Origin of the sequence: Micromonospora sp. WMMC273, assembly GCF_027460285.1 — a bacterium.
Taxonomy (GTDB): domain Bacteria; phylum Actinomycetota; class Actinomycetes; order Mycobacteriales; family Micromonosporaceae; genus Micromonospora; species Micromonospora aurantiaca.
In genome coordinates, this window is the sequence record NZ_JAPZBE010000001.1 from 791,324 (window position 1) to 812,286 (window position 20,963).

Consider the following 20,963-nt stretch of genomic DNA (forward strand, 5'->3'; position numbering starts at 1 on the left):
TCGCCGGGGTGGGGGGCGGGGTGCGGCACCAGTACGGGGGAGTGGTGGTGTCCGGAGCGCCTGGAGCCAGCCACTTCCCCGTACTGGCTTCGCCCCGCCTCGGGGCGCCCCGGTGATCAAGGGGTTTGTGTCGGTTTGGCCTGCATGGGGGGACACCAACTCCTTGGTCAACTTCCGGGAACGTGGGGTTCCGGCCGGGGCCGTCACGCGACGCCAGTACGGGGGAGTGGTGGTGTCCGGAGCGCCGGGACCTAGCCACTTCCCCGTACTGGTTTCGCCCCGCCTCGGGGAGTTGATCACGCGGGGTGGGGTGGGTGGAGGCGGGGGCGGGGCCCGGGGGCTAGCGGGACGCCAGGGCCAGGTCGGGGTCCGGGGTCGGGGTGAGGGCCGGGGTGCGGCGGTGGCGCAGCTCTATCGGGAGCACCGCCAGCGCCACCAGCGCGCCGATCGCGCCCGTGACCACGAAGCCCCACGCGGGCGCGGAGGCGTCGATGACCGCGCCGGCCAGCGGTGCGCCGAGCGCGATGCCGACCGTCACGGCGGAACCGTGCAGGCCCATCGCCAGACCCCGGACGGAGGACGGGGCCAGCCGGCTCACCGCGTCGGAGGTGGACGCGATGGTGGGGGCGCAGAGCGCACCGGCCGGGATCAGCGCCAGACACAGCAGCCACCAGTGCGACCCGCCCAGCCCGACCGGGATGGTGGTGAGGCTCAGCGCCGCCATCAGCGCCAGCGGGGAGAACGAGCGGCGTACCGCGCCGTAGGCGAAGCCGCCGGCCAGCGAGGCGACCGCCCAGGCGGCCAGCACGGCGCCGGTCCAGCCGACCTCGCCTCCCTCCCTGAGCACGGCGACCACCGCGACGTCGGTGCCGCCGAGCACCAGGGTGGCGGCGAGGCTGACCGCCAGGACGGCGAGCAGGCGCGGGGTGAGCCATTCGCGGCGGTGCACCGGGCGCGGCGGAGCGGCCGGTTCGTCGGCGGCCCGGATCGGCGGGTCGAGCACCCAGAAGCAGATGCCGGAGGCGACGATCCCGGCGCCGACTGCCCAGAGCGTCAGGCGCGGCGTGACGGCGGTGGCCAGGGCCACGGCGAGCGCCGGGCCGACCATGAACGACAGCTCCACGGCCATCGAGTCCAGCGCGTACGCGGGGCGGCGCTTCTCCACCGGCACCAGCGCGGCGATCGACTGGCGGACCATCGAGAAGATCGGCAGGGCGAGCAGCCCGGCGAAGAACGCTGCCGGCAGGAGTACCGGGTACGGCAGTGTGGGCGCGGCGGACCAGAACAGCGCCTCGGCGACTGTGGTGAGCACCAGCACCGGCCGGAGCCCTCGGCGGTCGATGAGCCGCCCGAGCAGCGGGGCGCCGACCGCCGCGCCGATCGTCGACGCGGCGCCGACCAGGCCGGCGGCGCCGTAGCCGCGGCCCAGGTCGAGCACCACGTAGAAGGTGAGCGTCACCCCGGTGGCGGTCAGCGGCACACGGGCGAGCACCGACACCAGCAGCAACGATCGGAGACCGGGCAGCGCGAGCGCTTCCCGGTAAGGCTTCAGATTCACGACGGACCGTACCTCCGGCGCCATCCTCGGGCCGGGGTACGACACCCGCAAGCAATTATCAGGTCAAGCGGCAGTGATCACAGGCTCGCCCACCATTGTCACCCCGGCGCCGTCCAGCGCCCGCAGCGCCACGTCGAGCGTGTCCGGCGCGACAGCGGCGGTCAGGTCCAGCAGCACCGTGGTCCGGAAGCCCTCCCGGGCGGCGTCCAGGGCGGTGGCGCGCACGCAGTGGTCGGTGGCGATGCCGACCACGTCGACCCGGTCCACGTCGTGCCGGCGCAGCCAGTCGGCCAGGCACTCGCCGTCGGGGGCGTGCCCCTCGAAACCGGAGTACGCGGCCGCGTGCTCGCCCTTGTGGAAGATCGTCTCCACCCGGTCGGTCGCCAGTTCGGGGTGGAACTCGGAACCGGAGGTGCCGACCACGCAGTGCCGGGGCCAGGAGTCGACGTAGTCCGGCGGGTCGCCGAAGTGCGCGCCCGGGTCGACGTGGTAGTCCTTCGTCGCGACCACGTGGTCCCACCGGTCCGGCTCGGCGGCGAGCAGCCGGGAGATGCCGGCGGCCACGCCGGCTCCGCCACCGACCGCGAGGGAGCCGCCCTCGCAGAAGTCGTTCTGCACGTCCACGATGATCAGGGCGTTCGCCATCTGACGGGTTCCTCCTCAGCTCGCGGGTACGACGGTCACCGGTACGGCCGGATCTCCGGCGGAGAGCTTGAGCCCCTCCCACGGGATGGAGATCAGGCACTGGCGCAGGTGGTCCCGGGACTCCTCCAGCGTGGGCAGCGTCTCCGGCTCGCCGGACACCACGTACGAGTGCTGGAGCAACCGGTCGTTGGGCTGCCGGTCCGGCACGCCCTGCGGCACGATGACCTCCTCGGTGGCGGTGCCGGTCGGCTTGTGCCGGCGGACCGCGACCTTCCGGCCGCCGATGGTGGCCTTGTGCTCGGAGCGCTTGACCACCGGCCGCCCCTCCACCTCGACCAGCTTGTAGACCAGGCCGGCGGTGGGCGCTCCGGAGCCGGTCACCACGGCGGTGCCGGCGCCGTACATGTCCACCGGTTCGGCGGCGAGCGCGGCGATGGCGTACTCGTCGAGGTCGCCGGAGACGATGATCTTTGTCTCGGTGGCGCCGAGCGAGTCGAGCAGCTCGCGGGACTGCTGGGCGATCACCGCGAGGTCGCCGGAGTCGATCCGGACCGCCCGCAGCTCCGGCCCGGCCACCGCGATGGCGTTGCGGATGCCCTGGGCGATGTCGTACGTGTCGACGAGCAGCGTGGTGTCCTTGCCCAGCGTGGCGACCTGGGAGGCGAACGCGGCCCGCTCGTCGTCGTGCAGCAGCGTGAAGGCGTGCGCGGCGGTGCCCGCGGTGGGGATGCCGTAGCGCTGCCCGGCGGCCAGGTTGGAGGTGAACCGGAACCCGGCCAGGTACGCGGACCGCGCCGCGGCGACGGCGGCCTCCTCGTGTGCCCGGCGGGAGCCCATCTCGATCAGCGCCCGGCCCCGGGCGGCGGTGACCATCCGAGCCGCGGCGGCGGCGACCGCGCAGTCGTGGTTGAGCACCGACAGTACGAGCGTCTCCAGCACCACGCACTCGGCGAACGTGCCGGACACGGTGAGGATCGGCGAGCCGGGGAAGAACAACTCGCCCTCGGCGTAGCCGTCGATGTCGCCGGTGAACCGGTAGTCGGCCAGCCACTGCGCGGCCGGCTCGTCCACCACACCGGTACGGCGCAGGAAGTCGATCTCCGCCGGATCGAACCGGAAGTCGCGGATCATCTCGATCAGGCGGCCGGTTCCGGCGACCACGCCGTACCGGCGCCCGGCCGGCAGCCGCCGGCTGAACACCTCGAAGACGCAGCGTCGGTCGGCCGTGCCGTCACGCAGGGCCGCGCTGACCATGGTCAGCTCGTAGTGGTCGGTCAGCAGCGCGGGACGAAGGGTGCTCACCGCCCCAGCCTAGAGTTCAGCCCGGGTCCACGCCGTCGTGCCCCGGCATGGACCGCAGTGCGGCCCGCAACTCGCCGCGCCCGGCGACGCCGAGCTTGCTGTAGACGCGCTGGAGATGGTTCTCCACCGTGCGGGTCGACAGGAACAGCCGCTCGGCGATGGCGCGGCTGGTCACGCCGTCTGCGGCCAGCCGGGCGATCTCCCACTCCCGCTCGCTGAGCGCCGGGCGCAGCAGCCGCAGCGCCGGGGTGGAGATCTCGTCGCAGCGGCGCAGCAGATCCGCGAGGCGTTCCCGGATCGGCCCGGTGGCGCCGGCCCGGACGTGTCGCGTCCGATGCAGGGCCAGGGCGGTCGCCTCGGCCGCGTACACGATCAGCTCCCGGTCGGCGAAGCCGTCGGCGACCGCGAGCAGCGCGTCCGGCGAGCCGTCGACAGCGGCCCGGCCGAACCGGGCGACGAGCGGCGGCAGGACGCCGTCGACCTGCTCGGAGAGTTCGGCCAGGCGTTGCGCCACGGTACGCCGGCCACCGTCGGTGCAGGTCGGCCCGACCGGCGCGGCGGCCTGGTCCAGCCGGACCAGGTCGAGCAGGACGAGCAGCTCGTGCCCGGCCAGGCCGTCCTCGCGCAGCCGGTCGGCGAGCGCGCACAGGTGCTTGGTGGCCGCCGGCAGGTCACCCGTGGCGGCCTGGACCGCGCCCCGGGCCTGCTCCAGCCACGGGTAGAGCACGGCCATACCGGGCGCGTGCGTCCGGTCCGCCTCGGCCATCGCGTCGGCCGCGTGCGTCACGTCCCCGCGCAGCGCGGCGGCCTGGGCGCGCTCCGCGTGCGCGAGGCCCGCGTACACCCGGCTGGTGGCGAGCACCGCGCACGCCTCCAGGCTGGTCCGCAGCGCCTCGTCGCCACGCCCGCGCAGCCGCGCCGCGTACGCCTGGAGGATGGCCAGGTAGCCGGTGCCGAGCCGGAAGTCACCGGCCCCGGCCAGGTCGGCGAACTCGTCGGCGACGATCGCGTCGATGCCGGGCAGGTCGCCGGAGAGCGTCAGCCGGGTGCCCCGGGCCAGCTCCATGGCGAGCTGGAGGTAGGGCATGTCGGCCCGCCAGCACGCCGCCTCGGCCTGCACCCGGGCGATCGCTGTGGCGCTGCGCTGGTATTGCCCCTGCGCGGCCTGGAGGTGGGCGAGCGTGCAGCGGGCCAGCTCCCGGGCGGCCATCGGGGCGGCGGGCCGGTCCAGCACCTCCTGGGCCAGCCGTACCGCGACGTCGACGTCGAGCCGGTGCAGCCGCATGATGGCCTCGAACGCGCGTACCCGGGCCCGGTCGGCGGGGTCGCTCAGCTCCTCGCCGCGCGCGGCGATCTCCTCCACCGTGGACTCGCGGTTGAGCCCCCAGTAGCTGACCATGCCCCGCACGGTCAGCCACCGGCTGCGCCGCCGGTCGTCGTGGATCTCGCCGGCGACCTGGTCGAGCACGCCGATCGCCTCGTCCGGGCGGTCGCCGAACATGAGGATGGTGGCGAGCAGCTCGGCCGCGTCCGTGCCGCCGCCGGCCTCAAGCGCCGCGCGGGCCAGCCGGGTGGCAAGCGGCACGTCGTACCTGCCGAACGCCTGCACCGCCGCTTCGAGCAGCAGGGCCACGTCCTGCGCCGTACCCGAGTCGAGCCGCCACACCGCGACGCGCAGCAGGTCCTCCCGGCGGCGCTTGCCGACCTGTTCCAGCAGCCCGGCCAGGGTGGCCTGGAGCCGGCGGGTGCGGCTGACCGGGCAGTGCCGGCGCATCACCTCGCCGTAGAGCGGGTGCGCCAGCCGGACGTTGAGCCGCCGGTCGTCGTGGACCAGCGCGATGAGCCCGCGTTCCTCGGCCGTCTCCACGTCCGCCGGGTCGACCGCCCGTTCCAGCAGTTGCAGGCCCAGCGGCTCGCCGAAGGCGACAAGCTCGACGACCGCCCGGACGCCGGGGGTGAGCTGGCCGATCCGGGTGTCGATCAGCTCGGTGAGGTTGGGCGCCAGCTCCAGCCGGCCGGTCCAGGTCCAGAGCCCGTACCTGCGGTCCAGCGCGTCGTCGGCGGCGAGCACCAGCTCCCGCAGCAGCAGCGGGTTGCCGGCGGAGAGCTGGAACAGCCGGTCCGAGGAGCAGGCGTCGACCGGGCCGCCCAGGATGGCGGCGAGCAGCCCCGAGGTCTCGGTGCGGCACAGCGGGCCGAGCTCGACCAGGTCGGCCAGGTCGTCGGTCCAGAGTGCCCGGATCGGCAGCGGGACCTGTTCGCCGTTGCGCAGCGTCCCGATCACATACGCGTTCTCCGAGCGGGCGACCAGGTGCACGAGCGCCGCCGAGGGCGGATCGAGCAGATGCGCGTCGTCGACGGCGAGCACGATGGGCCGGCCGGCTGCCTGTTCCTGGAGCACGTCCAGGGCCCAGCGCAGGATTCCGGCGGGGGACAGGCCCTGCGGCTGCGAGGCGGGCAGCACCTGGACCAGCCCGCCGAACGGCAGCGCGGCAGTGGTGGCGCTGGCCGCGATGGACCAGATCGCGTACCGCTCGGGGGAGAGCGCGGCCACCCCTTCGCGCAGCAGCCGGCTCTTGCCGACCCCGGCGTCGCCGCCGAAGAGCAAACCGCGCCCCTCGGGGCCGCCGACCGCCGACAGCAGACGGTTGAGTTCATCAGTACGGCCGACGAACTCCCACCTACTCATCGATGCAGCATATCGACCGTGTTCCGTCCGCGTGCGTATCGTCACGCAGTGAAGTTGAGTAATCTGTTCATTACCCGTGAGTACCGGAGTTGTTGGCTGTCGGATGGCCGACACCCGTACTCTTCCGGCAGTCCCCGTACCCAGGGAAGATCCGCGACCGGCACCCCGGTCGCCCGACCGGGAGGCCCACCTGATGACACCGGGTCCGCTCCCTTCGGTCGACGTGCCCGACCCGCGCCGTCAGGCCGAGCCCGCCTCCGGAAGTGCCCCGCTGCCGACCCGGCTCGGTGTGACAGCGCCCGGTCCGGACGAGCCGATGGCGGTGGTCGTCGCCGGTCCGGCCGGCGCGAACCGACGCGAGCTGATCGCCGGCCTGCTCGGGATCGAGGCCGCGACGCTCGCCGTGCCGCCGGGGAGCAACCTGCTGATCCAGCACGCCGCCACCGCCACCCGCGCCGCGTACGTCCCGGGCTACCGCCAGCCGCACTCCTACGGCGCCGACCCGCTCGCGGCCGGCCCGGCGCTGGCCCGGCCGCCCCGCCGGGTCGAGCTGAGCCTGCCCGATCCGCTGCTGCGGCACTTCGCGGTGGTCGACACGCCTGATACCGGCACGCTCGGTGTGGCCGGCGGCCGGGTGCTGCGCGACGCCGTCGGCCGGGCCGGCGCGCTGCTCTTCGTGATCTCCGCCGACCAGGCGTTCAGCGCGGCCGAGCTGCACCTGCTGGCCGAGGTGGTGCGTACCCGGGTCGAGGTGTTCTTCGCCGTCACGCCCGGCGTGACCGGCCCGGCGCCGGACGACGACGCGCGGGCCCAGGACCGGACGGCGTCCGGCCGGGCCGGGTCCGCCCGCCCGCTCGACCCGGTCTCGGTCTCCATCGAGGCGCACCGCGCCGCGCTGCTGGCCGCCGTGCCGGCGCTCGCCCCGGCCCGGTGGTTCCCGGCCCGCCGCGCCGAGCTGCCGAACCTGCGCCGAGCGCTGGTGAACTGGGCCGCCGACGAGGTGCGGCGGCGCGGCAGCGCCCACCCGCCGGTGCCGGTCGGCGGGCACGGCCGGGTGCCGGTGCTCACCGGTGTCGAGCCGGGTGAGCTGGCCGACGGGATCGACCGCCAGGCCCGCGCCTGCGCCCGCCGGATCCGTCAGCACCTCGCCCTGGAGCTGGCGAACATCCACCTGCGGGTGGTGCAGGAGATCGTCTTCGGGGTCGGCTGCGCCGGCCTGCCGCAGATGCTCGACCGGGAGCTGGAGGCCCTGTCGCTGCTCGCCACCACGCAGTGCGACGAGGCCGTGCGGGGCCTGGTCGACGAGGCCGCCGCCCGGGTCTTCGGCGCGCCGCTGGCAGAGGGCGTACGCCGGCGGATCATCCACGCGGTGCGCTTGGGCCTGGCGGACCACCCGGACGCCCCCGAGCTGGACCGGGTGCTCCTGGTCACCAGCACGGCCGGGGTCGCCGGGCTGACCGGCGCGGGCGCCCTGGACGCGCTGGCCGGGCTGCCTGGCGCCCAGCGGGACGAGGTGCTCCCGCCGGTCGGCGTCGCCCTCAACGGCGGCTGCTGGCAGCACTGGCGGGCACCGGGCAACGACGACCCGAACGCCGCCCGTTCCTGGGCCCAGCGCGCGCTGCGCGAGGTCGAGCTCGAACTGTCCCGCGAGGTGTCCCGCCGCTTCGAGGTGATCCGTCTCTCGCTCGGCGGGGTGCTCGCCGATGCGGTCGACCACGGCATCCTGCTTGCCTGACCACGGCGCGGGCACACCGCGACCCGGGCTCGCGTACGCCGCCCGGGCGGGTGACGACGACCGCCGCGCCGTTCCGGTTCATCGGTTCCCCGGATCCGGTGGCACGATGGGGGGCATGGCGGCTCCACAGGTTGCGCCGGTCGAGACGCCGGACACCGAAGAGGTGCCGGTCTCCGACCGGCCGTGGGTGACCATCGTCTGGGACGATCCGGTCAACCTGATGACGTACGTGACCTGGGTGTTCCAGAAGCTCTTCGGGTACAGCCGGGAGAAGGCGGAGCGGCTCATGCTGGACGTGCACCACAAGGGCAAGGCCGTGGTCTCCAGCGGCGCGCGGGAGCGGATGGAGCACGACGCGGCGCAGCTGCACGCGTACGGCCTCTGGGCGACGGTGGACAGGTCATGAGCATGTTCCGCCGCCGGGGCGACCACTACGTGGCCACGTTCGCGGTCGACGAGGTCCGGGTCCTGCGCAAGGTCGCAGGCGAGGTGGTCGGCCTGCTGACCGACGGCTTCGACCACGGCGATCCGGTGGTCGGGCGGCTGTTTCCCGACGCCTACCCGGACGACGACGCCGGCACCGCCGAGTTCCGCCGCTACACCGAGGGCGACCTGAAGACCGGCAAGATCGACCAGGCGGGCGCCGTGCTCGCCGTGCTGCCCGACGGAGACGCCGGCGGCGAGGTGCGGCTGGACGCGGAGGCGGCCGAGGCGTGGCTGCGGGCGCTGAACGACGCCCGGCTGGCGATGGGCGTACGCCTGGAGATCAAGGACGGCACCGACCTGGGTGAGGAGCTCGACGACGCGGTCGCCGCGGACCCGGGCTCGTCCCGGGTGTTCCAACTGTCGGTCTACGCCTATCTCGGATATCTCCAGGAATCCCTGCTCAACGCGCTCATCGACTGAGTGGTGACGGTCGCCACCTCGCCGCCCGGCCGGGCCAGGGGCTAGGCTTGGCGGCGTGCTGAGCATCGACCGGTCGATCATCGACGCGATCGTCGCCCACGCGCGTCGGGACCACCCGGACGAGGCGTGCGGCGTGGTCGCCGGCCCCGTCGGCAGCGACACCCCGACCCGGCACATCCCGATGGACAACGCCGCCCGCTCCATGACGTTCTACGAGTTCGACTCGATGGAGCAGTTGCGGGTGTGGCGCGAGATGGACGACCGCGACGAGGAACCGGTCGTCATCTACCACTCGCACACCGCGACGGAGGCCTACCCGTCACGTACGGACGTCTCCTTCGCCGGCGAGCCGGGCGCGCACTACCTGCTCGTCTCGACCCGCGAGCCCGACACCGAGGAGATCCGCTCCTTCCGGATCGTCGACGGCGTGGTCACCGAGGAACCGGTGGAGATCGTGGACGCCGCCGTGGACCCGAACGCCGTCCAGTCCTACATGTTCGGGCAGAGCCCGGCGACGGTCGACTACGAGTGTTCCGGCCGCTGACCTTCAGCGCCGGCACCTTCCTTTTCCCGTCACCTGGCACGATCCCGAACGAGGAGCACGAGACATCATGGCCATCGAGGTTCGTATCCCCACCATCCTGCGCAGCTACACCGGCGGCGCGAAGGTCGTCGAGGGCAGCGGCGACACGCTCGCCGACCTGATCGCCGACCTGGACTCCCGGCACGGCGGCCTGAAGGCCCGCCTGGTCACCGACGCGGGCGCGCTGCACCGGTTCGTCAACGTCTACGTCAACGACGAGGACGTCCGCTTCCTCGGCGCGCTCGACGCCAAGCTCAACGACGGCGACAGCGTGACCATCCTGCCGGCCGTGGCCGGTGGCGCGTTCGGCTTCGCGGCCGCCGCGGCGATCGCCTCGCACGCGGTCTCCACGCGCGCCGCCCGCTGAGGGGGCCCGCGATGGCGCGGTACGAAAGCCTCCTCGACGCCTGCGGCGGCACGCCGCTGGTCGGGTTGCCCCGGCTCTCGCCGACGGTCCCGGCCGGGGCGCCGCCGGTGCGGCTCTGGGCCAAGCTGGAGGACCGGAACCCGACCGGCAGCATCAAGGACCGCGCGGCCCTGTTCATGGTGCGCGCGGCCGAGGAGTCCGGTCGGCTGCGTCCGGGTGACACGATCCTGGAGCCGACGAGCGGCAACACCGGCATCTCGCTGGCGATGGTGGCGAAGCTGCGCGGCTACCGGCTGGTCTGCGTGATGCCGGAGAACGTCTCCACCGAGCGGGTGCAACTGCTCCGCATGTACGGCGCGGAGATCATCTTCTCGCCCGCCGCGGGCGGCTCGAACCAGGCGGTCGCGACCGCGAAGCAGATCTCCGCCGAGCACCCGGACTGGGTGATGCTCTACCAGTACGGCAACGAGGCGAACGCCCGGGCGCACTACGAGACGACCGGGCCGGAGCTGCTCCAGGACCTGCCGGGCATCACCCACTTCGTGGCCGGGCTGGGCACCACCGGCACGCTCATGGGCACCGGGCGCTACCTGCGGGAGAAGGTCGAGGGCATCCAGATCGTGGCGGCCGAGCCGCGCTACGGCGAGCTGGTCTACGGTCTGCGCAACATCGACGAGGGTTACGTGCCCGAGCTGTACGACGCCGGGGTGCTGTCCCGCCGGTTCTCCGTGGGCACCCGGGACGCGGTGCTGCGTACCCGGCAGCTCGTCGAGGTGGAGGGCATCTTCGCCGGGTTCTCCACCGGCGCCATCCTGCACGCCGCGCTCGCGGTGGCGCACGAGGCGGTCCGCGACGGCCGCGGCGCGGACGTGGCGTTCGTGGTCTGCGACGGCGGCTGGAAGTACCTCTCGACCGGCGCGTACGGCGGCACCCTCGCCGACGCGGAGGAGGCCCTGGAGGGTCAGCTCTGGGCCTGACGGACCGATGGCCGGTCCGGCCGGTGGCGTGCCCGCCGGCCGGACCGCCGGTCTCGTCCGGAGCGGACGTGTATGGGTGTCACGTTGATGACAACTTCCGGCAGATGATTCTTGCCCGACCGGGGCGACGCGTAGGCTGCGCAGCGTGGCGAGCGCGTCGGTAGAGATCATCGGCGGCGCCGCCGCCGGCGCATCGACTACTCATGGTGAGATCGAGGCCACCGGATGAGACTGACCGTCCTCGGCTGCGCGGGCAGCTTCCCGGGGCCCGAATCCCCCTGTTCGGCCTATCTTATGGAAGCAGACGGCTTCCGGCTTCTGATCGACTTCGGGGTGGGGTCGCTCTCCACGCTCCAGCGTTACGTCGGGCTGCACGCCCCCGACGCCATCCTCCTCACCCACCTGCACTGCGACCACATGTTCGACGCCGTGTCCTACGTCGTGGTACGCCGGTACGCGCCGGACGGCCCGTACCCGCCCCTGCCGATGTACGCCCCGTCCGGCGCGCCCGACCGGTTGGCCGCCGCGTACGGGCAGGAGGAGGGCTCGGTCGAGGACGTCTACCAGTTCTACGGCCTCCAGCCGGGCACGTTCCCGATCGGCCCGTTCTCCGTCACCGTCGACCGGATGAACCACCCGGTGGAGACGTACGGGGTGCGGCTGGAGCACGGCGGCCGGGTGTTCTGCTACTCCGCCGACACCGCGCCCTGCGAGGCGCTGCTACGCCTGGCCCAGGACGCCGACGTGTTCCTCTGCGAGGCGAGCTACATGGACGGCGTGGAGAACCCGCCGGATCTGCACCTGACCGGCCGGGAGGCCGGTGAGGCGGCCACCAAGGCGGGCGTGGGACGGCTCCTGCTCACCCATCTCGTACCGGCCTGGGGCAGCGAGTCGCAGACCGTGGAGGCGGCGGCCGGGGCGTACGCCGGGCCGCTGGACGTGGTCCGGCCCGGCGCCTGCTACGAGGTCTGAGCCCGGCGGCGGCCCTGTCGTCGGCGGGCACCCGCGGCAGGTGCGATCACCGCACCGCATAGGGTGCAGGCATGGCGCGACCTGACGGGCGGCGGCCCGACCAACTCCGACCGGTGACCCTGACCCGGGGCTGGAGCACCCACCCGGAGGGCTCGGTGCTCGTCGAGTTCGGCGCGACCCGGGTCCTCTGCACGGCGAGCGTCACCGAGGGCGTGCCCCGCTGGCGCAAGGGCTCCGGGCTGGGCTGGGTGACCGCCGAGTACGCGATGCTGCCCCGCGCCACGAACACCCGTTCGGACCGGGAGAGCGTCCGCGGCAAGGTCGGCGGGCGCACGCACGAGATCTCCCGGCTGATCGGCCGCAGCCTGCGCGCCTGCGTCGACCTGAAGGCGCTCGGCGAGAACTCGATCGTGCTGGACTGCGACGTGCTCCAGGCCGACGGCGGCACCCGTACCGCCGCGATCACCGGCGCGTACGTCGCGCTTCACGACGCGGTCACCTGGCTGGCCGAGCGCAAGGCGCTGGCCGGCAAGGTGGAGAAGGTGATGCACCGCTCGGTGGCCGCGGTGAGCGTCGGGGTGATCGGCGGCGAGGCGATGCTCGACCTCTGCTACGCCGAGGACGTCACCGCCGAGGTCGACATGAACGTGGTCTGCACCGGCACCGGCGACTTCGTCGAGGTGCAGGGCACCGGTGAGGCGGGCGTCTTCGCCCGCGACCAGCTCGACGCGCTGCTCGACCTGGGCGTGGCGGGTTGTCTGGAACTGGCCGACGCGCAGCGGAAGGCGCTCTCGTCATGAACAAGGTCCTGCTCGCCACGCGGAACCGGAAGAAGCTCGTCGAGCTCCAGCGGATCCTGGACGGCGCGCTCGGCGCGCACCGGATCGCCCTGCTCGGGCTCGACGACGTCGAGGAGTACCCGGAGCTGCCGGAGACCGGCCTCACGTTCGGCGAGAACGCGCTGATCAAGGCGCGGGAGGGCTGCCGGCGTACCGGCCTGCCGACCATCGCTGATGACTCCGGGCTGGCGGTGGACGCGCTCAACGGCATGCCGGGTGTGTTCAGCGCCCGCTGGTCCGGCCGGCACGGCGACGACCACGCCAACCTCCAGCTCGTGCTGGACCAGGTCGCCGACGTGCCGGACGAGCACCGGGGCGCCGCATTCGTCTGCACCGTCGCGCTGGTGCTGCCCGGCGGCAAGGAGCACCTGGTCGACGGCCGCCAGTCCGGCCGGCTGCTGCGCGCGCCGCGCGGCGACGGCGGCTTCGGCTACGACCCGATCTTCCTGGGCGACGGGCAGGAGCGCACCAACGCGGAGCTGACGCCCGAGGAGAAGGACGCGGTCAGCCACCGCGGCAAGGCGCTGCGGGAACTGGCCAAGCTGGTCGCGAAGGTGCTCCCGCCCGCCGCCTGAGATCAGCCGAGCGGGCCGATCTCCCGCTCGATCGCCGCGCGCAACTCCGGGCCGCGTACCACGTCCCGCGCGGCCTCCATCAGCGGCGCGAGGAACACGTCCGGTCCCGGCTCGCCGATGGTGCCGCCGAGCGCGTCGAGCGCCGCCCGCCCGGCCGGTGACGGGGTCAGCGGCGCGCGGAGCTGGAGCCCGCGTACGGCCGCCAGCAGCTCCACCGCGAGCAGGCTGGTCAGGTTGTCCAGCACCGTGCGCAGCTTCTTGGTGGCCGCCCAGCCCATCGAGACGTGGTCCTCCTGCATGCCGCTGGTCGGCAGCGAGTCGATCGAGGCGGGCGCGGCGAGCCGGCGGTTCTCCGCCACGATCCCGGCGGCGGTGTACTGGGCGATCATGAGCCCGGAGTTCACCCCGGCGTCGGGGGACAGGAACGCGGGCAGCTCCCGGGAACGGGTGACGTCCAGCAGGCGGTCCACCCGCCGCTCGGCGATCGCGCCCACCTCGGCGGCGGCGATGGCCAGGTAGTCGGCGGCGAAGCCGAGCGGCGCGCCGTGGAAGTTGCCTGTCGACTCGACCCGCCCGTCCGGCAGCACCACCGGGTTGTCCACCACCGACAGCAGTTCCCGTCCCGCGACCACCTCGACGAAGTCGAGCGTGTCCCGGGCCGCGCCGGCGACCTGCGGGGCGCAGCGCATCGAGTACGCGTCCTGCACCGCGTGCGCCAGGTCGTCGCGGTGCGAGTCCATCACCGCCGAGCCCTGCAACAGCCGGTGGATGTTCGCCGCCGAGGCGGCCTGCCCGGGGTGCGGGCGGATCGCGTGCAGCTCGGGCAGGAACGGCCGCTCCGAGCCGAGCATCGCCTCGATGGCGAGCGCCGCCGTCACGTCCGCCATGGCGAACAGGTGCCGCGCGTCGGAGACGGCGAGCAGCAGCATGCCGAGCATGCCGTCGGTGCCGTTGATGAGCGCCAGCCCTTCCTTGGCCGCGAGCGACACCGGCTTGAGCCCGACCCGGCGCAGCGCGTCGGCGGCCGGGATGCGGTCACCGGCCGGGCCGAGCACCCAGCCCTCGCCGAGCAGCACCAGCGCGCAGTGCGCCAGCGGCGCCAGGTCGCCTGATGCGCCGAGCGAGCCGTGCTCCGGCACCCACGGGGTGACCTCGTGGTTGAGCAGGTCCACGAGCGCCTCGGCGACCAGCGGGCGGACACCGGAACGGCCGAGCGCCAGCGAGCGGACCCGCAGCAGCATCATGGCGCGTACCACCTCGCGCGGCATCGGCGCGCCCACCCCGGCGGCGTGCGAGCGGATCAGCGCGTGCTGAAGCTCGGCCCGCCGCTCCGGGGCGACGAACGTGTTGGCGAGGGCGCCGAAGCCGGTGGAGACGCCGTACACCGGCCGGCCGGCCGCCTCGATCCGGTCCACGATGGACCGCGAGGTCGCCATCGCCTCGGTGGCGGCCGGGTCGAGCACGACCTTTGCGGTGCCGCGGGCCACCGCGAGCACGTCGGCGGGGGTGACCCCGGTGGACAGGATGGTCACGGTGGTCATCGCGGCACTCCGTTGTGCAGAACCTGGCGGATCAGTGGCACCCCCGGCCGGTAGGCCAGGTGCAGGTGGGACGGGGCGTCGAGGACGATCAGGTCGGCCCGCGCCCCGGGGGTCAGCCGCCCCACGTCGGTGCGGCGCAGCGCCGCCGCCCCGCCGGCGGTCGCGGCCCACACCGCCTCCGCCGGGGTCATCCGCATCTCGCGTACGGCGAGCGCGACGCAGAACGGCATCGACGACGTGTACGACGAGCCGGGGTTGCAGTCGGTGGCGAGCGCGACAGTCACGCCCGCGTCGAGCAGCCGCCGGGCGTCCGGATAGGGCGACCGGGTGGAGAACTCGGCGCCCGGCAGCAGCGTGGCGACCGTCGCCGAGCCGGCCAGCGCGTCGATGTCGGCGTCGGTCAGGTGGGTGCAGTGGTCGACGCTGGCCGCGCCCATCTCCACGCCGAGCCGTACGCCCGGCCCGGGGCCGAGCTGGTTCGCGTGCAGCCGGACGCCCAGACCGGCGGCCTGCCCGCAGGCGAGGATCGCCCGCGCGTGGTCGGCGTCGAACGCGCCCCGCTCGCAGAACACGTCGATCCAGCGGGCGTACGGCGCGGCGGCGGCGAGCATCGGCCCGCAGACCAGGCCCACGTAGTCGTCCGGCCGGTCGGCGTACTCGGCGGGGACGACGTGCGCGCCGAGGAACGTGGTGTCGCCTGTGAACTCGGCGGCGATCCGCAGCGAGCGGGCCTCGTCGGCGACGTTCAGGCCGTACCCGCTCTTGATCTCGACGGTGGTGGTGCCCTGCCGCAGCATCTCGGCGCGCAGCCGGCCCACAGTGGCGCGCAGGTCGTCGTCGGAGGCCGCGCGGGTGGCGCCCACAGTGGTCCTGATGCCGCCGCCGGTGTAGGGCTCGCCGGCCATCCGGGCGGCGAACTCGGCGGCCCGGTCCCCGGCGAAGACCAGGTGGGCGTGACTGTCCACGAAGCCGGGCAGCACCGCCGCGCCACCGGCGTCGATCCGCCGGTCGGCGGCGGGCGCGTGCCGGGCCGGACCGGTCCAGGCCACCTCGCCGTCCTCGATCAACAGTGCGGCGTCGCGCCGGATGCCCAGCGGGTCGCCGTCGCGGCCGTCGTTCGTGACCAGCTCGCCGATGTGGTCCACGAGCAGGCTGCCGCGCATCACGAGTCGTCCTTCGCGGTCACCGCCGCGATCGCGTCCCGCAGCTCGGTGGGCACGTCCACGGTGAGGTGCCGGCCGCCGTCCACCACGGGGCGGCCGTCGACCACGACGCTCGTCACGTCGGCGGCGGTGGCGGCGAAGAACGCGCCGACCGGCGGCACCCCGGCGGTGCGGGCGCTGTCCAGCCGTACCGTGACCAGGTCCGCCCGCTGCCCGACGGCGAGCCGGCCGGCGTCGCCCCAGCCCAGCGCGGCGTGCCCGCCCACGGTGGCGGCGGTGACCAGCTCGGCCGGCGTGAAGTGCCCCCGCCGCCGGGTACGCAGCCGCTCGTCCATCTCCAGCGCGCGGGCCTCCTCGAACAGGTCCACCACGGCGTGGCTGTCGCTGCCCAGGCTCAGCGGGCTGCCCGCGTCGGCCATCCGGCGTACCGGGCCGACCCCGTCGGCCAGGTCGCGTTCGGTGGTGGGGCAGACGCAGACCCGGGTACGGCTGTCGCCGAGCAGCGTCACGTCGGCGGCGGTCGGGTGGGTGGCGTGCACGGCCGTGGTGTGCGGGCCGAGCACGCCGTGGTCGGCCAGCAGCCGAGTCGGCGTGCACCCGTGCACGGCCCGGCAGGCGTCGTTCTCGGCCGGCTGCTCGGACAGGTGCACGTGCAGCGGCAGCCCGTTGCGGTCGGCCCAGCCCGCCACGGTGGCGAGCTGCTCGGCCGGGACCGCGCGCACCGAGTGGATGGCCGCGCCGAGCCGGACGTGGTCGTCGGCCGGGCGGAACGCGTCCACCCGCTGCGCCCACCGCAGCGCGTCGCCGTCGCCGAACCGGCGTTGCGGCCCGGCCAGCGGAGTGCCGTCCACGCCCCCGGCCAGGTACGCGGTGTCCAGCAGCGTGAGCCGGATCCCGGCGTGCGCGGCGGCCTCCACGAGGGCTGCGGACATGGCGTTCGGGTCGTCGTACGGGGTGCCGCCGGGACCGTGGTGCAGGTAGTGGAACTCGCCCACGCAGGTGATTCCGGACAGCGCCATCTCGGCGTACACGGCGCGGGCCAGCGCCAGGTAGGTGTCCGGGTCGAGCCGGATCGCGACGGCGTACATCAGGCTGCGCCAGGACCAGAAGTCGCCGCGCCCGTCGTGGGTGCGCCCGCGCAGCGCCCGGTGGAACGCGTGCGAGTGCGCGTTCGCCAGGCCGGGCACCGTCAGGCCGGGCAGCCGGACCGCGTCGGCGAGCACCTCCACCCCGGCGGTCGGCGGACCGTCCACGGTCAGCGGGGTGACAGCGGTGAGCCGCCCGTCGGTCGCCTCGATCAGCACGTCCCGGGTGGGCTCGGCGCGGTCGGGCAGCCAGGCGTACTCGGCCAGCCAGCGGGTCAGCGGCATGCCAGCTCCTCCAGCACCCGGGCCAGGGCGGCCACCCCGGCGGCGCAGTCGGCGTCGGTGGCCGCCTCGGCGGGGGAGTGCGACACCCCGGTCGGGTTGCGCACGAACAGCATCGCGGTGGGCAGGTGCGCCGCCAGCACGCCCGCGTCGTGCCCGGCACCGGTGGGCAGCACCGGCGCGCCGAGCAGCGCGGCCAGCCGGTCGGCCAGCCCCCTGTCGAACGCGACGAGCGGGGTCGCCGACTCCTGCGTGCAGGTCAGCGTGGTGCCGTCGCGGCCGGCCCGGTCGGCGGCCTTGGTGCGTACCGCCTCGACCAGACCGTACAGCGTCTCCGCCTCGGCCGCCCGCGCGTCGAGCCAGCCGGTGACCCGGGACGGGATCGCGTTCGTGGCGTTCGGCTCGACCGACACCCGGCCCACTGTGGCATGCGCGTCGCGCAGCCGGGCCTCCTTGTTCGCCGCGAGCACGGTGAACGCGTAGGTGAGCATCGGGTCGCGGCGGTCGGCCATCCGGGTCGTACCCGCGTGGTTGCCCTCGCCGGTGAAGTCGAACCTCCACCGGCCGTGCGGCCAGATCGCGGACGCCACCGCGACCGGCGCGTCCAGGTCGACCAGCGCGCGGCCCTGCTCGACGTGCAGCTCCACGAAGGCCGCGAAGCGGCCGAGCAGCGCCGGGTCGGCGCCCGCCGGCCGCTCGCCCAGCGCCTGCGCGAAGGTCGTCCCGGCCTGGTCGCGCAGCCCGGCCGCGCGGTCGACGTCGATCTCGCCGGTGAGCAGGCGCGATCCCAGGCAGGGTACGCCGAACCGCGCGCCCTCCTCCTCCACGAACGCGGCCACCACCACCGGCCGGTCCGGGGTGACGCCCGCGGCCCGCAGCTCGTCCACGGCGAGGAACGCGCTCACGATGCCGAGCGGCCCGTCGTACGCGCCGCCGTGCGGCACCGAGTCGAAGTGGCTGCCGGTGAGCACCGCGTCCCCGGCCACCGGGTCGCCCCACCAGGCGAACAGGTTGCCGTTGCCGTCCTGCGACACCGGCATGCCCCGCCGGTCGGCCTGCTCCCGGAACCAGGCGCGCAGCCGCAGCTCCGGCTCGGTCAGCGCATACCGCAGGTAGCCGCCGCTGCCGGCGTCCCGCCCGACCGGCGCGATCTCGTCCCACAGCTGGCGGAACCGGGCCGCCAGGTCGGTCACAGGTCTCCCTCGGTCATGGGGACGCGCACGCCGGTGCGCTCGGCGACCTCGCGCGCGTCGTCGTAGCCGGCGTCGACGTGCCGGATGACGCCCATCGCCGGGTCGTTTGTGAGCACCCGCTCGATCTTCTGCCCGGCCAGCGCGGTGCCGTCGGCCACGCAGACCTGGCCGGCGTGGATGGACCGGCCGATGCCGACGCCGCCGCCGTGGTGGATGGACACCCAGGACGCACCGCTCGCGGTGTTGACGAGCGCGTTCAGCAGCGGCCAGTCGGCGATCGCGTCGGAGCCGTCGGCCATCGCCTCGGTCTCCCGGTAGGGGCTGGCGACGCTGCCGCAGTCCAGGTGGTCCCGGCCGATCACCACCGGGGCGCTCAGCTCGCCGGAGGCGACCATCTCGTTGAACCGCACCCCGGCGCGTTCGCGCTCGCCGTAGCCGAGCCAGCAGATCCGCGCCGGCAGGCCCTGGAACGCGACCCGCTCGCCGGCCATCCGGATCCACCGGGCGAGGGACTCGTTCTCCGGGAACAGGTCGAGGATGGCCCGGTCGGTGGCGGCGATGTCCTTCGGGTCGCCGGAGAGCGCGGCCCAGCGGAACGGGCCCTTGCCCTCGCAGAACAACGGCCTGATGTACGCGGGCACGAACCCGGGGAAGTCGAACGCCCGCTCGTATCCGCCGAGCTTGGCCTCGCCCCGGATCGAGTTGCCGTAGTCGAAGACCTCGGCGCCCACGTCCAGGAAGCCGACCATCGCCTCCACGTGCTTCGCCATCGACGCCCGGGCCCGGTCGGTGAACTCGGCCGGCTTGGCCGCCGCGTAGTCCCGCGCGTCGCCGAGGTCCACGCCTTCCGGCACGTACGACAGCGGGTCGTGCGCGCTCGTCTGGTCGGTCACGATGTCGATCGCTACCCCGCGCGCCAGCAGCTCGGGGAAGACGGTGGCGGCGTTGCCGACCACCCCGACGCTCAGGGCCCGCCGGTCCCGCTTCGCGGCGAGCGCCCGCTCGACCGCGTCGTCGAGCGAGTCGGCGATCTCGTCGAGGTAGCGGTCGTGCGCCCGCCGCTCCAGCCGGGTCCGGTCCACGTCCACGATCAGGCAGACGCCGCCGTTCATGGTGACCGCCAGCGGCTGCGCACCGCCCATGCCGCCGCAGCCGGCGGTGAGCGTCAGCGTGCCGGCGAGCGTGCCGCCGAAGCGCTTGGCGGCGACAGCGGCGAACGTCTCGTACGTGCCCTGGAGGATGCCCTGGGTGCCGATGTAGATCCAGGAACCGGCGGTCATCTGCCCGTACATGGTCAGGCCCAGCGACTCCAGGCGGCGGAACTCCGGCCAGGTGGCCCAGTCGCCGACCAGGTTGGAGTTGGCCAGCAGTACGCGCGGCGCCCACTCGTGGGTGCGCATCACCCCGACCGGGCGGCCCGACTGCACGAGCATCGTCTCGTCGTCGCGCAGCTCGGTCAGCGTGCGCACGAGCGCGTGGTACGACGGCCAGTCCCGGGCCGCCTTGCCGGTGCCGCCGTAGACCACCAGGTCCTCGGGGCGCTCGGCGACCTCCGGGTCGAGATTGTTCATCAGCATCCGCAGGGCGGCCTCCTGTGGCCACCCCTTCGCGGTGCGTGCGGTGCCGCGGGCGGCGCGGACGGGCTGGTGCATCTCGTACTCCTCTCAGCCGAGGAACAACTGGCGGCGGGCGGCGGACGACTCGAACGCCTCGAGCCGGTTCTGGGTCTCGGCCGGCGCGGCGTCGCAGATTGCCTGGAGCACCACCATGGCCAGCGTCATCGGGGCGGTGTGCAGGTCGAAGACCAGGTCGGCGCCGACGGCGGCGGGCAGGACCACCTCGGCGTGCTCGGTGGCCGGGCTCACCGGTGAGTCGGTGATCGCCACGACGGTCAGCCCGGCGTCCCGGGCCTCGCGCAGCGCGTCCAGGGTCTCCCGGGGGTAGCGGGGCAGCACGAACGCGAGCATCGCCGTCGCGCCGGCCGCGACCGCCTGGTCCAGCCGGTCGACGAGCATGCTGCCGCCGTCGTCGAGCACCCGCACGTCCGGGTGCACCTTGGCGGCGAAGTACGCGAAGTACGCGGCGAGCGGCGCGGCGGCGCGCAGCCCGAGCACGGGCAGCGGACGGCTGGCCGCGAGCAGCTTCCCCACCTCGGCGACCCGCTCGGCGTCGGCGAGCTGCGCGGCGAGCCGGTCGAGATTGTCCCGCTCGGCGTGCACCGCCCGTTGCAGGGCGTTGCCGGCGGCCGGTTCGGCCGACCCGGTGACAGTCAGTTCCCGCAGGCGGCGGCGCAGCGCGGGGTAGCCGTCGTGCCCGAGCGCCATGGCGAACCGGGTCACCGACGGCTGGCTGACACCCGCCAGCTCGGCCACCTCGGCGGCGGACAGGTACGCCGCCGCGCCCGCGTGCCGCACCAGACAGTGGGCGATGCGGCGCTGGGTCGGGGTGAGCCGTACGCCGTGGAAGAGGTCGAGCAGGCGGTCGGGGGCGGCCGCACTGCCTTCATTCACGCCGCGACTCTATGCATGAAAACTTTCAGAGCGCAAGAGTG

At 74.2% G+C, this 20,963-nt stretch carries 19 protein-coding genes; 9 read left to right on the forward strand and 10 right to left on the reverse strand.

Going from position 1 to position 20,963, the window contains the following annotated elements:
• Positions 1-340 precede the first annotated feature (340 nt).
• The 4 genes from O7611_RS03905 to O7611_RS03920 are packed head-to-tail and all read right to left on the reverse strand — an operon-like array spanning position 341 to position 6,194.
• A complete protein-coding gene (locus tag O7611_RS03905; protein ID WP_269696222.1) occupies positions 341-1,582 on the reverse strand; it encodes an MFS transporter in 1,242 nt (413 codons plus the stop codon).
• Between the two features lie 39 nt (positions 1,583-1,621).
• On the reverse strand, positions 1,622-2,203 hold the full coding sequence (locus O7611_RS03910) for an isochorismatase family protein (RefSeq protein ID WP_269696223.1): 582 nt from the start codon (positions 2,201-2,203) through the stop codon (positions 1,622-1,624).
• Between the two features lie 15 nt (positions 2,204-2,218).
• Entirely contained in the window at positions 2,219-3,505 is a 1,287-nt protein-coding gene (locus O7611_RS03915; RefSeq protein ID WP_120571413.1) for a nicotinate phosphoribosyltransferase, read from the reverse strand.
• Between the two features lie 16 nt (positions 3,506-3,521).
• Positions 3,522-6,194 carry a LuxR family transcriptional regulator gene (locus O7611_RS03920; protein ID WP_194799541.1) on the reverse strand — a complete coding sequence of 891 codons (2,673 nt, stop codon included), beginning with the start codon at positions 6,192-6,194 and terminating at the stop codon, positions 3,522-3,524.
• A gap of 193 nt (positions 6,195-6,387) precedes the next feature.
• On the opposite strand from O7611_RS03920, the gene O7611_RS03925 reads away from it, so the two are divergent.
• The 9 genes from O7611_RS03925 (at position 6,388) to rdgB (ending at position 13,148) form a co-directional block, all read left to right on the forward strand.
• Positions 6,388-7,929: a hypothetical protein gene (locus O7611_RS03925; RefSeq protein WP_269696224.1), complete on the forward strand. Its 1,542-nt coding sequence runs from the start codon at positions 6,388-6,390 to the stop codon at positions 7,927-7,929.
• Between the two features lie 115 nt (positions 7,930-8,044).
• Positions 8,045-8,335 (forward strand): ATP-dependent Clp protease adapter ClpS, encoded by a 291-nt coding sequence (gene clpS, locus O7611_RS03930; RefSeq protein WP_018786685.1) that lies wholly within the window; start codon positions 8,045-8,047, stop codon positions 8,333-8,335.
• A complete protein-coding gene (locus tag O7611_RS03935) occupies positions 8,332-8,835 on the forward strand; it encodes a DUF2017 domain-containing protein (RefSeq protein WP_269696225.1) in 504 nt (167 codons plus the stop codon). The genes clpS and O7611_RS03935 overlap by 4 nt, the downstream gene beginning before the upstream one ends.
• A gap of 55 nt (positions 8,836-8,890) precedes the next feature.
• Positions 8,891-9,379 carry a Mov34/MPN/PAD-1 family protein gene (locus O7611_RS03940; protein WP_128138201.1) on the forward strand — a complete coding sequence of 163 codons (489 nt, stop codon included), beginning with the start codon at positions 8,891-8,893 and terminating at the stop codon, positions 9,377-9,379.
• A 67-nt stretch (positions 9,380-9,446) separates the two neighbouring features.
• The gene (locus tag O7611_RS03945; protein WP_047892373.1) at positions 9,447-9,785 is read left to right on the forward strand and encodes a MoaD family protein; all 339 of its coding nucleotides are present in this window, start codon (positions 9,447-9,449) and stop codon (positions 9,783-9,785) included.
• Between the two features lie 11 nt (positions 9,786-9,796).
• Positions 9,797-10,762 (forward strand): PLP-dependent cysteine synthase family protein, encoded by a 966-nt coding sequence (locus tag O7611_RS03950; RefSeq protein WP_194799544.1) that lies wholly within the window; start codon positions 9,797-9,799, stop codon positions 10,760-10,762.
• Between the two features lie 225 nt (positions 10,763-10,987).
• Positions 10,988-11,734, forward strand: coding sequence for an MBL fold metallo-hydrolase (locus tag O7611_RS03955; RefSeq protein ID WP_187691215.1), 747 nt, complete (start codon positions 10,988-10,990; stop codon positions 11,732-11,734).
• Between the two features lie 71 nt (positions 11,735-11,805).
• Positions 11,806-12,534, forward strand: coding sequence for a ribonuclease PH (gene rph / locus O7611_RS03960; protein ID WP_194799545.1), 729 nt, complete (start codon positions 11,806-11,808; stop codon positions 12,532-12,534).
• Positions 12,531-13,148: an RdgB/HAM1 family non-canonical purine NTP pyrophosphatase gene (rdgB, locus tag O7611_RS03965; protein ID WP_120571409.1), complete on the forward strand. Its 618-nt coding sequence runs from the start codon at positions 12,531-12,533 to the stop codon at positions 13,146-13,148. Before rph ends, rdgB begins: the two co-directional genes overlap by 4 nt.
• A gap of 2 nt (positions 13,149-13,150) precedes the next feature.
• On the opposite strand, the gene hutH is transcribed toward rdgB, so the two are convergent.
• From hutH to O7611_RS03995, 6 genes are read right to left on the reverse strand one after another with little or no spacing between them, the layout of a single operon-like run.
• A complete protein-coding gene (hutH, locus tag O7611_RS03970; protein WP_194799546.1) occupies positions 13,151-14,689 on the reverse strand; it encodes a histidine ammonia-lyase in 1,539 nt (512 codons plus the stop codon).
• Complete coding sequence (hutI, locus tag O7611_RS03975; protein WP_269696226.1) at positions 14,686-15,852, reverse strand: imidazolonepropionase; 1,167 nt, start codon at positions 15,850-15,852, stop codon at positions 14,686-14,688. Before hutI ends, hutH begins: the two co-directional genes overlap by 4 nt.
• On the reverse strand, positions 15,852-17,216 hold the full coding sequence (locus tag O7611_RS03980; RefSeq protein ID WP_269698043.1) for a formimidoylglutamate deiminase: 1,365 nt from the start codon (positions 17,214-17,216) through the stop codon (positions 15,852-15,854). The genes hutI and O7611_RS03980 overlap by 1 nt, the downstream gene beginning before the upstream one ends.
• On the reverse strand, positions 17,213-18,412 hold the full coding sequence (locus tag O7611_RS03985) for an allantoate amidohydrolase (RefSeq protein ID WP_269696227.1): 1,200 nt from the start codon (positions 18,410-18,412) through the stop codon (positions 17,213-17,215). Before O7611_RS03985 ends, O7611_RS03980 begins: the two co-directional genes overlap by 4 nt.
• Complete coding sequence (hutU, locus tag O7611_RS03990; RefSeq protein ID WP_194799548.1) at positions 18,409-20,064, reverse strand: urocanate hydratase; 1,656 nt, start codon at positions 20,062-20,064, stop codon at positions 18,409-18,411. Before hutU ends, O7611_RS03985 begins: the two co-directional genes overlap by 4 nt.
• Positions 20,065-20,076: 12 nt before the next feature.
• Positions 20,077-20,922, reverse strand: a complete 846-nt coding sequence (locus O7611_RS03995) for a MurR/RpiR family transcriptional regulator (RefSeq protein WP_194799549.1) — start codon at positions 20,920-20,922, stop codon at positions 20,077-20,079.
• Positions 20,923-20,963: the final 41 nt, after the last annotated feature.